Source organism: Neochlamydia sp. S13, assembly GCF_000648235.2.
GTDB lineage: Bacteria > Chlamydiota > Chlamydiia > Chlamydiales > Parachlamydiaceae > Neochlamydia.
The window spans coordinates 67,434-81,119 of the sequence record NZ_AP017978.1 but is presented as its reverse complement, the minus strand read 5'-3'; the positions used below and the strand labels follow the sequence as shown (position 1 = coordinate 81,119).

The following is a 13,686-nucleotide window of genomic DNA, read 5'->3' as shown; positions in this document are numbered from 1 at the left end:
TATTTCCTTAACTTAATTTTTTTTGAATGGTTCCTTCTAATTCTACGGCTGCAAATTGCATAATCGTATCATAGCGACTTATCTTGCTAGGATCTAGCTTCTCTTTTATTACTTTGCTATTGGCAAGCAAGCCTTTCTTTTCTGCTATTTCTACGATTCCTAAGTCAGCAGGGGAAGGGGTGGGATCAACACTAGTAGAGGCAAGCTTATCAATAGTTTTAGCTAATGAAGGGGTTTCTTTTGCAGCTCTATCTGCTAAGGGTTCTAACTTAGGAGCAGGAGAAGGCGCTTCTGGCTTGATAGGTGAACTAGGTGGCGCAGAAGAGATAGCTGGTGTAGCACTAGGTGGTGCAGCTGCAGCTTTAGAAGAGCCTTCTAATGAAGATGCTTCTTTGCCTATTCTTTGCTCTAGATCTACTAAGCGACGCACAAGAATGTCTACAGGGATTCGGGATTGAGCGCGAATAATCCGTAATAGTAAAGCTTCTAGAGTTGTTTTAGGCGAAGGAGCGAATCGAATTTGATGATGGGCTTCCACTAAAAAGTCTAAAATCATTAAGCAAGCTTCTTGGGAATACACTTTAGCAGAAACTGCATATTTATCGCGCTCTTCCTCCGATAAATGCAAGAAAGGGGCTTGCTTACCCGAGAGCTTGACAACCAAGATATTGCGAAAGTGCTCTGTTAATTTTTCTACAAAATAAACTATATCTTTACCTTGGGTAAATACCTCTTCGCTGATCTCAAAAGCTACGGCTAAATTGCTTTCTTGGCTGGCTTTATCTAACTTGAAAAAGTAGTCGCTTTCTACAATACCTAACATGCAAGCTACAGTGGAAGCAGTAATCAAACCATTGTGAAAAGATAAAACTTGGTCAAAAAGAGATTCGGCATCGCGCAGCCCTCCCTCTGCATGGTTAGCTATTAGACGAAGGGCTTCATCTTCGACTTGAATACTTTGCTCTTCTGCAATCTTACGCAGCTTTGCTTGGATGAGCAGGGGAGAGATGCGTTTAAGATTAAAACGTTGACAGCGACTTAAAATAGTAGGCAGAACTTTATGAGCCTCTGTGGTAGCAAATAAAAACTTAACTTTAGGAGGCGGCTCCTCAAGGGTTTTCAACAAAGCATTAAAAGCCTCTTTGGTGAGCATATGGACTTCGTCGATAATGTAGATTTTATATCCGCCCGCTGAGGCAGCATATCCTACAGTTTCATTAATTTGACGAATATCGTCAATCCCCCGATTAGAAGCTCCATCAATTTCTAGAACGTCTAGCGAATGACCAGAAGTGATTTCTTGGCAAGATTTACATTGATTGCAGGGCTCAAACTGCTCAGTAAGATGGTGGCAATTTAATGCTTTGGCAAGAATGCGAGCTAATGTAGTCTTGCCTGTTCCTCTAGAGCCACAAAATAGGTAAGCTTGTGCAAGGCGATTATTCTTAATGGCATTTTTAAGCGTCGTTACAATAGCATCTTGGTTTAGAACTTCAGCAAAAGTTTGAGGTCGGTATTTTCTAGCCAGGACTTGATAGGAGGTCATAAGAGATGTTTGAATGTTTTTTTATCTATCTTACTTGCCTGGAGTAATTTTAAGGAAGGAGGAATTTGTGCCAAACAAAAAAAGTTCTTACTAACCTTCTCAGGATGGGCCGTTAACTTAATTAAGCTCTTCTAAGGTGTAGTTCTTGTATGAAGAAAAATGGCCACTTTTAAGCCATCCTTTTAAGAAAAAGAAAATATAAAACTTTAAGAAGATCAAACCTACTGGCTAAAGAAGCTATCGCTCTATCCTCCAAAAAGAAAATTTAGCATGTGGAGGCTAACCCTTGTCTTAAAGATAGGTTTTATTTAAGTATAGAATTGCATTAAGGACTACCTAAGGAGCCTATCTTAAACTTAATAGTCAGTGAGTGAGTAAGCTGTCGGATACAAATTAGCAAGGAGAAAGCCAATGAAAGAAGCAGCCCTAAAGAATAGATAAATAAATATGGATAGATCAAATTTGTCTTTAAATTAAAAGGCTCGCTTTTCATCTAAAGACAAAGTGATTATTTTCTTTATTTTTTTTCCAAAGAGGTCCAAGCGTGGTAAATCATCTCTTCAAGGCTAGGATATTTAATCTGCCAGTTTAATTCTTGTTTAGCTTTATAAGCATTGGCTAAAAGACAAGGAGGATCTCCAGGACGTCGGGGCCCTTCAATGACTTGAATTTTTTGTTTGGTAACCTTTTCGGCAGCTAGAAGAACTTCTTGTACACTAAATCCCTTTCCATTTCCTAAATTATAAATTTCCGTGGGGCCCCCAGCTAATAATTTCTCCATGGCCCTTATATGAGCAGTAGCTAAGTCGTAAATATGAATGTAGTCTCTTAAGCAAGTTCCATCGGGAGTAGGGTAGTCTTTTCCAAAGACAGTGACAGGCCGATTATCTAGGATCGCTTGAAGAACAATAGGAATAAGATTGGAGGACGCAGAAAAATCATTTTTGATTTTTCCTTCAGGATCCCCACCGGCCGCATTAAAGTAGCGCAGTTTAGCAGATTTAATTCCATAAGCTCTATCCATATCATCTAAAATTTTCTCAATGGTAAGCTTGGTTTCACCGTAGGGATTAATAGGATGAGTGGGATGATCTTCAGAAATGAAGTTAGCCTTGGGTAAACCATAAACAGCTGCAGAGGAAGAAAATATAAAGGCTTTTACACTAAATTCTTTAATACATTCCAATAAATTTAATGTATGAGACACGTTGTTAATATAATATTTCTCGGGGCTATGTACAGATTCACCTACATTAATAAAGGCAGCAAAGTGCATCACGGCATCAAACTGATGATTAGCAAAAAGCTTTTTTAAGAGAAGGGGATTACTCATATCGCCTTCAATAAAAGTTCCCCATTTTACGCGGTTGCGTTTGCCTTGGCTTAAGTTATCCAAAATGACAGTATCGTAGCTGGCTTCATGAAGTAACTTGTTCACAGTAGAGCCAATGAAGCCAGCTCCACCGGTAACTAATACTTTTTTTTTATTACTCTTATGCATGGGTAAATCGGGCAGCTAAAGGAATTGAGTAACTGATTCTGAAGAAAGCAGCCAATATGCTGCAAGAAATAAATAATAAAACTGATATTCTTGACCCGTGAGAAAAAAAAATTAGCTAGAATGGGGCTCTGCAAGAGAGATGCTAACACGAAAGAAAAAAAGTTAGCAGATCTAATTAATGGGCCTAGGCTCTAAAAAATTGTCTTATTTATCTTTGCAGCAGGGCATGGCTCATGATTTGAGGGTGCAGCAACAAATAAAAATGGGGATTAATTTTAATTAATATGTTATGATGGCAATTTGATGTAACTCTTGGTTCACTAAGCATACTATAGGATGGGAACAAGAATTTATAGAAGATTAGGATAAAATAATATGAATGACAAAGCGAGCGAGATTGCCAACTATAATGAGTTAAAGTTTTCCCGCGAGCAAGGTTTTTTTGACAAAAGTTTTGGAATACGTTTACTCATTGGTACTATTTTTTTCATTTGCTTTTTTGCTTTTCTCCACTTTCGAGAAGTTCGTGTAGAAGTGCTTGAGTTAAATAGTATTGCTCCTAACTATACTGTTACACAGGTGGATTTTGACTTTTATGATGAAGAAGCCACCATCATTTTAAAACAAGAAGTGGTTAAAGATGTAGGCAAGATTTATGCTTTATCTGAAAAATGTGTACGGCAAAGACGAATAGAATTTGAAAATTTTCTTATCTATAATCAGGATTGGCGCAAATATTCAGAAAAAAGCACTTTTGAAGAAATGTATAAAGGGGTAGATGCCCTGGAAAAAGCTCTTCTCAAACTGCGTTTTACTGATCCCCGTACGATGCAGAAGATGCAAGACATCGGGTTATCAACGGAAAATTATTTAGCTTACACCCCAGAAGAAATGGAGGATGTTATCATTCCTTCAGCAGTTTGGGATTATGTCAAAGAATTTACTTTTCCTCCCACTTTTATATCAAGTGTAACGGCTAATTTTATTATTGACTATTTTCAAGCGATGACCTGGAAAGTTCAAGAGGATTTTCCCGCTTATCGCTACATTAGTAGAAAAATTCAAGCTTTAGTGCCTGATAAGTATACGCATGTAAGTGCAGGAAGCCGGATAATAAATCAGGGTGATAAAGTAACTGCTCGGCATATTGCCATGTTGCAAGCCATGAAAAAAGCTTTAGGGGAAAGCCGCAACTTATGGCATCCTTTGACTTTGCTGGGTAGCTTTGTGATGACCTTACTTTTGACAGGCATTTGCGTAGCCTATTTTCATGTTAATAGCCCCTCTATACTGACCTCCAACCGTAAGCTATTTCTGATTGTTACTATTGTGCTCCTTACGCTAGGATTAACTAAGATTACCGAGTTTTTTTTACTTAACTCTAAAATCAATCTGATTGAAGTGGTTCGTTATCCTCTATTCGTTCCCTTTGCAGCTATTTTACTTTGTAGTTTGATGAATTCAGCTGTTGCCACTTTTGTAAGCGCTCTTTTAACCTTTATTTTCACTATGACCCTGGCGTTTGATCGGCAAGGATTTATGATTCTAAACTTAGCCACTGCCCTAGTGGCTATCTTAAGTACTCATTCGCTGCGCAAACGTAAAGAGATATTTGTAGTCTGCGGCAAAGCTTGGGTTAGTGCAGTAGGACTAATATTAGCGATGTCTTTCTATAATAATTCTTTATGGAATTTTTCTCTTTTTCCTGATATTATGTGCGTAGCTTTTTTTCTACTTTTAAGTGCTATCCTAGTCGTAGGACTTTTACCTCTTTTCGAGTCCGTTTTTCGCATCATGACCGATGTTACTTTGATGGAGTACATGGATCCTAATAATGATCTGCTACGCCGTTTGACTATAGAAGCCCCCGGCACCTATCAACATTCAGTAGTCGTGGGTAATTTAGCAGAGTCAGCTGCTTCTGCCATAGGAGCTAATGGACTTTTTTGTAGGGTGGCCACGCTGTATCATGATGTGGGCAAGTTGGCAACTCCTCAGTATTTTACTGAAAACCAACAAGGGGGGATGAATATTCACCAATTGTTAACGCCTTTAGAATCAGCTCAGGTGATTTTAGCTCACGTCAGTGAAGGTGTAGCCATGGGGCGCAAAGCAGGTCTGCCTGAACAATTCATCGATATTATTAAAGAACATCATGGAACTACACGGGTCTATTATTTTTATCGTAAGCAATTAGAAAAAATGGAGGGGGATATCAATCTGGTGGATGAAAAAGATTTCCGCTATTCAGGACCCAGGCCGCGTAGCAAAGAATCTGTCATCATTATGATTGCGGATACCTTAGAGGCCGCTTCAAGATCTTTAGATAAAGTGACTGAGCATACTTTATCCGAGTTGTCTAACCGCTTGATTCGTGAAAAAGCAGATGATGGACAGTTTGATGATTGTTTACTGACGTTTGAAGAATTAGCGATGGTGAAAGAAACATTGATTAAAACGCTGGTGGCTTCAGGTCACTCTCGTGTCAAATATCCTACCAAAGAGCTTAAAAAAGAAACAGCTCATGGTGAAACAATCCCTTCCTGTGAGGCGTAAAGTGCCAACCCCTTCTTTAGCATTAGTGACCGGCGCCACCTCGGGAATTGGCTATGCTCTTTGTGAGGTTTTAGCTGCTGAGGGCATTCGTTTAATTATAAGTGGTCGTCATCTTGTTCAGTTAGAAAAAGCTGCGCAAGTCTTAAGACAAAAAGTAAGTGTAGAAATTGTCGCCGCCGACCTTTCTACCTCGGAAGGAAGACAAGCTCTCGTAAAGATTATTCGTCAGCAAGCCCCGGATCTGATTATCAATAATGCGGGTTTTGCTTTATATGATGAAGCTACTAATTATTCTACAGAACAACAGATGCAAATATTAGAGGTTAACAGTGTAGCTTTACTTGAATTAAGTCTTGAGGCCGCTAAAGCTATGGAAAAAGCCAATAAAACAGGAATAATTATGAATGTTTCTTCGGTGGCTGCATTCTTTACATTTCCATATCTCTCCGTATATGCTGCTTCTAAAAGCTTTGTGAATAAGCTGTCCTATTCTTTAGATTATGAGCTGCGTTCAAAAGGGATAAGGGTGCTAGTAGCTTGCCCAGGTATGGTCGACACTAATTTTAGAATCCGCGCAGGAGGAAATCCTGCAATTAATAAAAAGGGCATTATGACTTCTCAATTTGCTGCTGAACAGATATGGAAGCAAATTAAAAACTTAAAAACTATCAATGTTTTTAACTGGAAATACCGCTTAGCTGTTTTATTTCGTCATTTTATCCCTAATTTTATATCAATAAAAATTCTTGCGAATAATATTAAAAAACGGTGCCAATGACATTATTTGAAAATATGAACTTAGATCCTTTGATTCTTAAATCTCTTGAAAGGATGCAATACAAACAACCTTCTGCTATTCAAGTTCAAACTATCCCTTTGATACTGCAAGGAAAAGATCTTATCGCCTTGTCTAAAACAGGCTCAGGTAAAACAGCCGCATGTGCCATTCCGATTTGTAATAAAGTAAATCCTGACTCTCCTCACGTACAAGCTCTTATCATTGTTCCTACGCGTGAACTTGCCATGCAATATGCAACTGAAACTCAAAAAATTGGCTATGAAAAAAAAGTGAAAGCTTTTGCTATTTTTGGAGGGGAAGATGCGACCATGCAGCAAACTAAACTAAAATCTGGCGTGCAAGTGTTAGTAGCTACACCAGGGCGTTTGATTGACTTTATCTATAGCCGGCAAATCGACTTGACACAAGTAGATATCCTAGTTCTAGATGAAGCTGATGAAATGCTGGGCATGGGTTTTTATGATGACCTGGCCTTTATCATTAATTGCCTGGTCCATGAGCATCAGACGCTATTATTTTCTGCGACGATGCAAGAAGAGATTCGTAGCATGGCAAAAAAACATATGAAAGCTCCACAAGAAATCTCTTTGTTGTCTGATGAAGTCTCTCCAGAGTCCATAGAGCATCGCTTTTTATATTGCCGTTACGATCAGCGGGATCAAGCTTTACTTAGCCTACTAGAAGAATTAAAACCTAAGCAAACCATTATCTTTTGCCATTCAAGAATCCAATGCGAAAAAGTTTGTCGGACGTTGCAACGTAAAATTGCGGACGTCGATTTATTGCATGCGGGATTGGGGCAAGATGTGCGTTCTATAATTACAAACAAGTTTCGCCATGGTAAAATTCGTTATCTAGTAGCTACCGATATTGCGGCAAGAGGTTTAGATTTTTCTAATATTACTCATGTTTTTATTTATCAACTTTCTGATAGCCCGGATGTCTATGTTCATCGCTCTGGCCGTACGGGGCGCCAAGAGCGTGCAGGAGTTGTCGTTACTTTAGTGACAGAAAAAGAGTTAAAGTCTTTAAGCCGTGTCCTCCATCATATTCGACGTAAGCCTATCTGGATAGGGAATCCCCCTCCAGAGCGTAATCACCCTAGAAAACGGGCGGTTGCTCATAAAAATAATAAATCATAGGCTTTTTAAGCAGCTTTCTAATCGATCTTAGATTTTAAAAAAAATAGGCTTTTATAGAGGGACAACGGTTAGCCAGATGATTCTCTTTTCAGGCTAGGGAGCCAATTTTTTTAAAGCATATGATCAGCTTTTGAGATGCTCCTTATGCCACCCCCTATTTTATGAAACTTTCTCCTTAAGTAAAAAGACAGCTTTTAGAGGGCTTGGTAAGTAGATTTAAGTTTTTTAGACTATAACTCTATGGCTCTCATAAGAAAAACTAAGCGTGCTCTCAGAAAAATTTGCTAATGAAATTTCGCAGAATTTTTTAAAGCCGCTAAGGTAATTTTGCGGTAGCGGTGGGTGTTAGCACTGTCGAAAAATATTTTCCAAAAGAGATCGTTTCTTTTAGACAGGATGAAGTTTAGGGCTTTATCAATGATCTCTAAAAAAAATGTATGAGCAGTTTGAGCTTTGAGAAATTCAGGATGAAATTGCAATAATATTAGGGGAGCTGCTCCCGAGTATTTAGCTTCTGAAGCCTTTACTAAGCCCTCATATTCTATTAAAGGCTCAATAAATTCAGTGGCTGCTAATTCCGTAGGAACCCCCTGATGGTGGGAGCTTAAGCTAATCATAGGCTTTTTTAAAGCTTTATAAGAAAGCCCGTGATAAGATTTTTTTGCACCAGGTAATATTTGTAAGACATTGTTATGTCCCTCCACATGTTGCTCAAGCTGAGCTCCAAAATAAACATTGGCTAGCTGGAAGCCTCGGCAATTAGCCATTAAAGGAAGCCCTTGATGATGGACGTAATGCATCATGGATAATTCTAGAAAAGAACGACGATAATCTCTATCCCATTCTGTCAGCTCTTCCTGTTTTCTTCCATAAAGGGCAGGGGGGATATCTTCGCCACCAGGCAAAAAGAAAGAATCTACTTCAGAGGCTAATGTATGAGCTTTTTTTAAAATTGAGGCACAGCTGGGGTAGAGATGAGGATTTTCAGCTACAGCATGCATGATGCGTTGAGGAATAGGAGCTTTACTTTTGTGATAGGAGCCTACTTTATTGATTAAAATGTCAGCTTCTTGATTTGTAGCTTCTTTAGTAAGTTTTTGGGGTTGAAGGGTGATGCGAAGAGGCAGTAAGCCAGCAATCTTATCTAATTTGATGAATACTTTGGGAACACTTAACCCTCGATTCTCAGGATGGACCAGAATAGCTGTAATGGGTTTAGAAATTATAGCACTTTGACGAGACAAATCATTGGCAGGAAAATCAAACTTATCTAAGTTGCCAAAAAATACGGTATTCTTTAATTCGCTTTTTTGGATGGCAGTATCAATGACTACTGCTTCAAGAAAATGTGTGGCTGGCATAATAACTTTATGAAAAGAACATTGGCGTAGAGTGGCGTCCTCAAAACTACAAGTAATAAGCGAGCTACTTTTAAACGAAGTGCTATCCAGCTCGGCTGCTGTAAACATCACTTCTCGCATTTCACAGTGATTAAAGAAGCAATTTGTAAGAGAGGTATTCATAAAAGATATATTCGATAAATTACATCCCTGAAAAACCACATTTTCTAATCTTGATTTTCCAAAATGATTCCATCGAAGGGTACAATGGGTAAAAACAATTCCTTCTAAATCAGCATTTTTAAAAAATTGAAAGTTAGCAGAAAATTCAATATTTTTAAACTCGGCCGCATATCCATGCTCGGCTAGTAACTTTGCGAAGTTGATTTTATAGCTATCTTCCTGAGAGCTGGGGACCGCCTGAAGAAGCTTTAGAAAAGCCAGCTCAGTAATGTAGGGTTTTTGTTTTACGGAAGCTTTATTTTTAAACAAAATCTTTTGAGCCACTAAGTGAGTAGCCATAGCAGTCATAATATTGAAAAAAGCTAGTAGATGCTTTACCATGGCTTTGCATTTGGCAAGCATTTGAGAAAGAATAGAATAATTGCGTCTGCTTGTTAAATTAGGCGTTAAATGATGAATGCTTTTTACTTGGCTTTTTAGAAAGAGAAAACTTTCTTTACTAACTTGCGCCTTAGCACCCTGACGAATGATTCTAAGAAGATCTTCTCGCTTAGAATAAGAGAGTTGATTCAAAAGTAGTTTTTTTCGAGCAGGATCGATTTCTAAAAAGCTTTGCCTTAAGCAACTAAAAGGATCTTCCACATTTATAGACATCATAAAAAATTTTCCTTAAGCTATCTTTAAAATAAGGAGCTTAATTCTGTTGAAAAGTTTGTTATTTCCTACTAGCTTTGCTATTCATCTTCACAAAGATTGCATCGCTGGGAAGAAAAAGAGGGGCTAATCATTACTTATTCTTGCTATATAACTCTTATAAAGCTGACATTGAAAGGCTTCTAGAAGAAATTGAGCATGCTTCTTTCCTTCCGCTGCAGCCTTTTCCACATTTATAAAATTTTTCCTTCTCACTCCACAGTAAACCTTAATCTTGGGTTCTGTTCCGGAAGGGCGAATGGCTAATTTAGACTCATCAGCTAAATAAAATACCAAAAATTCCGATTTATTAAGAAAAATTTCTTCACTTTTTCCTGTTTTCAAATCCAATCGTTGGGATGTTAAGTAATCTTCAATCTTAATCACTTCAATCCCTCCAATGGTTTGGGGAGGATTTTCTTGCAATGCACTCATTCCTTTTAGTATTTGCTCTTTACCTGCGTTAGTACCCTCAAATTTTAAAGTAAAAATTTCTTCTACATAAGTGCCATATTTTTGCCAAAGCTCATGGAGCCTATCTAGTAATGTTTTGCCTTGAAGTTTGGCTTGTAAAGTCATTTCACAAATTAATAGAGAGGTGAGGACTGCATCTTTATCGCGTGCCAAAGTTGCATAGAGATAGCCACAAGAGTCTTCAACACCGAACAAATACTGATAACAGGCCAAGGAGCTTTCCCACTCACGGATTTTTTCCGCTATATATTTAAAGCTTGGGAGCACATTAAAGCATGTTTTGCCATAGCTCTCACATATTTTTTGAAAAAGTTCTGAGGTAACAATAGTTTTCACAAAAGCAGCATTTTTAGGAAGACGTTTTTGCTTAGAAAGTGCTTCTAAAATATGATCCAGCAATAAACAAGCCAGCTGATTACCATCAAGAGGATACATTTGGCCTTGATGGTTAATCACGATGCCGACACGATCGGCATCCGGATCAGTAGCAATTAAAATTTCTCCCTTAACATGCTTAAGAGTGTCTTTACCGAGCTTTAAGGCTTCTTCTTCTTCGGGATTAGGTGATTTTACTGTGGGAAAATCTCCATCAACAGTCACTTGTTTAGTCACTAATTGTATAGTGGAAAATCCCCAGCTTTTCATAGCCGTAGGCACAATTGTAATCCCAGTTCCATGCAAGCTAGTGTAAACAATTTTTAAAGTACTACCTTCCTTTTTATTTTCTTCCGGATAGAGCTGCAAAGGCATGATAGCTTTTAAATACGCTTGATCAATCTCATCTTTTATCCATTTTATAAGGGAATGATTGAGTTCTTTTTCATACTTAATCATCTTAAGATCGGTAATTTTATTGATTTCTTTAACAATCAGTTGATCATGAGGAGGTGACACCTGCGCTCCATCCTTTCCATATACTTTGCAACCGTTATACTGGGCAGGATTATGCGAAGCTGTTAGCATAATAGCAGCCTCACATTTTTTATAACGACATCCAAAGGAGACTAAAGGAGTGGGGCGAATATCTTGATAGATGTACACCTGAATGTTATTGCCTGCTAAAACTTTAGCGCATTCTTCTGCAAACTCGCGCGAATAATGGCGGCAATCGTATCCAATCAATACAGAAAGGTGAGAAGCAGGGGTAGGCTGGCTATTTAAGTAATTAGCCAAGCCCTGCGTACAGGCCCTAATGGTATACTGATTAATGCGATTGGTTCCTACCCCTATGATCCCACGTAAGCCTCCTGTGCCAAAAGAGAGGTTAGTAGAAAATGCATCGGCTATTTCCTCAGGATGTTCTTTAAGTAACTTCTGTATGGCTAGCTTGGTGTGTTCATCATAAGCCTCTTTAAGCCAGGCATTGATGTTACGATTAGTCACAGCATCAAACTGGGTAACTTGCAAAGTCTTGTTCATAAATAAAAAAAATAGAGGGATATTAGTTTAATTAAGTTATTTTAATATAAAAAAACATAAATAGAAAGTGAAAAATATTAATTGCTTGAAAAGAAAAAAAAGCAATTAAAAATCTAAGCTAAAAACCTATAGTTTTATCAAATGTTTTATGGTAGGCCTATTGCCTTAAAGATAAAAGATTGCTTGCATGATCAAATCATAAGCTAAAATTTAAGGTATTCATGCAAGAAAAAAAGCCACTCCTTTAAAGATTCTCTCATAGGTGGGCTATTTCAAACACTTCGTAAAGCAAGGAGGAGGATTTCATGGCGGCAAATGCTCCTTGATAGAAAAGACATCCTTGCTTTAAGACGGCTACTTGATCACAAAAACGTTCGGTAGCATATAAATCATGGTTAGCTACAATAATTAATTTACCTTCTTGAGATAATTGACGCAGCAAATTCCATATTTCTAGTTGATGCTTGATATCTAAATTAGAGGTAGGTTCATCTAGTACCAATATAGGCGATTGCGTGACTAACGAGCGAGCAATATAAATTCTTTGCCTTTCTCCTTGCGAAACTTCAGTAATACGTTCATCTCTTAAATGCCAACCATTGACTAATTCTAAAGCCCACTGAACTTTAGCTTTTTTTTCTTTTTTCCTAAGATCGTGGCGAGGATAAGTGCCCATCTCCACCATTTCAGCCACACTAAAAGCAAAATGGGGCTGAGGATTTTGAAGAACGAGGGATAAAGTCCGGCTAATGGTTGTCCTATCCTGAGAAAGTAGCTCTTGGTGCTTCCAGTATACTTTTCCTGTCGTAGCTTTCCATATACCTGTCAAAGTTTTAAGCAAAGTACTTTTTCCTGCACCATTAGGACCAATAATACCATAGATCAAGCCGGGTATGAATTTTAAAGAAACATTCTCGATTAGGGTTTTATGGCCTACTTTATAAGTTAAATTCTTTAATTCAAGCATTAATTTCCTGTAAGTTAGCAGTCAGAATGAAAGCTAGCAGAAGCATACACGCATAGTCTCCTTTTCCCAACAAAGCGTGCCTATAACGGCTTCCCATTAAAATACAAAGAAAAAATATCCCTCCCATTATACCTGAGATATTGCCTATAGAAAAAGCTTGTAAGGAAAAAAAGCGCAATCCTACATCCATAGCAGTCAAAATGGCCCCACCTCCAAGAATAGCCAGAGGGATCAGTTGCTGGTTATTAGGACCTGCAAAGCGGCGAATAAGATGAGGGAGTAGAAGACCAAAAAATGCTATATTTCCCACCGCGGCCACAGCGCCGCTAATTAATAAAGAGATGCTTAAAAATAGCCGCCAACGGATTTTATCCACTTCTACCCCTAGATTTTTAGCTTCTTCCTCTCCAAAGGCCATCATATTGATTTCTTTGCTATAGAGCCAGCAGCTTGAGAGACCAAAAAGAGTAAGAGGAAGTTGCAGATGCACATGCATCCAGCTACGATCAGAGGTGGACCCTGCTTCCCATTCGGTTAAAGTTTGTATAATATGCCAGCGATCTCGAAAAGCATAGATAATAGAGCTTTGAATAGTAACTATGAGCGTAGACACAGCAATACCTGTTAAGACCATATGGGTTAATTCCACATACCCTTTCCTGCGAGAAAGAGAATAAACTACAAGCAGGGTACCCAAACAGCCAATAAATGCGGCAATAGGAATGGCGTAGGGATAATTGTAGTGTAATTCACAAATAAAAATTATCACGACAAGTAGGCTACCCCCGGCTGGGATCCCTAAAACACCAGGAGAGGCGAGAGGATTTTGGAAAAGGGCTTGAGTGACTGTTCCTGCTACAGCTAAAGAAGCTCCTGTACATAACAATACAATAAGCCTTGGAAGCCTTTCGTCTAAAAGAGGATTCCAATAGAATGAAGAACCTGCTAATTGTGCTAACGCATCTTTCCACACTTGAATAAATTCTGTCTCGCCAATCGTTAAAGTAAGGATGACAGATAAAAGGAGGATAAAATAAAGGATAATGTACAACAGATGCTTATTCAT

General features: G+C 38.3%; 9 protein-coding genes. 3 read left to right on the top strand and 6 right to left on the bottom strand.

Annotated elements, in window-relative coordinates; genetic code table 11:
- Positions 1 to 7 precede the first annotated feature (7 nt).
- Together dnaX and galE are read right to left on the bottom strand one after the other, a co-directional pair.
- Entirely contained in the window at positions 8 to 1,546 is a 1,539-nt protein-coding gene (dnaX, locus tag TY21_RS10285) for a DNA polymerase III subunit gamma/tau (protein WP_042243401.1), read from the bottom strand.
- A 517-nt stretch (positions 1,547 to 2,063) separates the two neighbouring features.
- Entirely contained in the window at positions 2,064 to 3,047 is a 984-nt protein-coding gene (gene galE, locus TY21_RS10280) for a UDP-glucose 4-epimerase GalE (RefSeq protein WP_042243400.1), read from the bottom strand.
- Between the two features lie 375 nt (positions 3,048 to 3,422).
- Here galE and TY21_RS10275 point away from each other — a divergent pair, with 375 nt between their 5' ends.
- Genes TY21_RS10275 through TY21_RS10265 form a run of 3 tightly spaced genes read left to right on the top strand, consistent with a single transcriptional unit; the run spans position 3,423 to position 7,544 of the window.
- Positions 3,423 to 5,603, top strand: coding sequence for an HD family phosphohydrolase (locus tag TY21_RS10275; protein WP_042243397.1), 2,181 nt, complete (start codon positions 3,423 to 3,425; stop codon positions 5,601 to 5,603).
- Positions 5,572 to 6,381 carry an SDR family oxidoreductase gene (locus tag TY21_RS10270; RefSeq protein WP_042243396.1) on the top strand — a complete coding sequence of 270 codons (810 nt, stop codon included), beginning with the start codon at positions 5,572 to 5,574 and terminating at the stop codon, positions 6,379 to 6,381. Before TY21_RS10275 ends, TY21_RS10270 begins: the two co-directional genes overlap by 32 nt.
- The gene (locus TY21_RS10265) at positions 6,378 to 7,544 is read left to right on the top strand and encodes a DEAD/DEAH box helicase (RefSeq protein WP_042243390.1); all 1,167 of its coding nucleotides are present in this window, start codon (positions 6,378 to 6,380) and stop codon (positions 7,542 to 7,544) included. The genes TY21_RS10270 and TY21_RS10265 overlap by 4 nt, the downstream gene beginning before the upstream one ends.
- Before the next feature lie 284 nt (positions 7,545 to 7,828).
- Here TY21_RS10265 and TY21_RS10260 read toward each other — a convergent pair whose 3' ends face one another.
- From TY21_RS10260 to TY21_RS10245, 4 genes are all read right to left on the bottom strand, one after another.
- Entirely contained in the window at positions 7,829 to 9,724 is a 1,896-nt protein-coding gene (locus tag TY21_RS10260) for a gamma-glutamyl-gamma-aminobutyrate hydrolase family protein (protein ID WP_042243377.1), read from the bottom strand.
- Positions 9,725 to 9,847: 123 nt separating this feature from the next.
- Positions 9,848 to 11,653: a phospho-sugar mutase gene (locus TY21_RS10255; RefSeq protein WP_042243374.1), complete on the bottom strand. Its 1,806-nt coding sequence runs from the start codon at positions 11,651 to 11,653 to the stop codon at positions 9,848 to 9,850.
- A gap of 256 nt (positions 11,654 to 11,909) precedes the next feature.
- Complete coding sequence (locus TY21_RS10250; RefSeq protein WP_042243373.1) at positions 11,910 to 12,620, bottom strand: ABC transporter ATP-binding protein; 711 nt, start codon at positions 12,618 to 12,620, stop codon at positions 11,910 to 11,912.
- Positions 12,613 to 13,686, bottom strand: a complete 1,074-nt coding sequence (locus tag TY21_RS10245; RefSeq protein WP_052354633.1) for an iron ABC transporter permease — start codon at positions 13,684 to 13,686, stop codon at positions 12,613 to 12,615. Before TY21_RS10245 ends, TY21_RS10250 begins: the two co-directional genes overlap by 8 nt.

What these genes read in the sequence shown, in the direction of transcription:
- TY21_RS10260 (WP_042243377.1), bottom strand. Translation starts at nt 9,724, where the DNA reads ATGATGTCTATAAATGTGGAAGATCCTTTTAGTTGCTTAAGGCAAAGC.
- galE (WP_042243400.1), bottom strand. Translation starts at nt 3,047, where the DNA reads ATGCATAAGAGTAATAAAAAAAAAGTATTAGTTACCGGTGGAGCTGGC.
- dnaX (WP_042243401.1), bottom strand. Translation starts at nt 1,546, where the DNA reads ATGACCTCCTATCAAGTCCTGGCTAGAAAATACCGACCTCAAACTTTT.
- TY21_RS10250 (WP_042243373.1), bottom strand. Translation starts at nt 12,620, where the DNA reads ATGCTTGAATTAAAGAATTTAACTTATAAAGTAGGCCATAAAACCCTA.
- TY21_RS10255 (WP_042243374.1), bottom strand. Translation starts at nt 11,653, where the DNA reads ATGAACAAGACTTTGCAAGTTACCCAGTTTGATGCTGTGACTAATCGT.
- TY21_RS10265 (WP_042243390.1), top strand. Translation starts at nt 6,378, where the DNA reads ATGACATTATTTGAAAATATGAACTTAGATCCTTTGATTCTTAAATCT.
- TY21_RS10270 (WP_042243396.1), top strand. Translation starts at nt 5,572, where the DNA reads ATGGTGAAACAATCCCTTCCTGTGAGGCGTAAAGTGCCAACCCCTTCT.
- TY21_RS10275 (WP_042243397.1), top strand. Translation starts at nt 3,423, where the DNA reads ATGAATGACAAAGCGAGCGAGATTGCCAACTATAATGAGTTAAAGTTT.
- TY21_RS10245 (WP_052354633.1), bottom strand. Translation starts at nt 13,686, where the DNA reads ATGAATAAGCATCTGTTGTACATTATCCTTTATTTTATCCTCCTTTTA.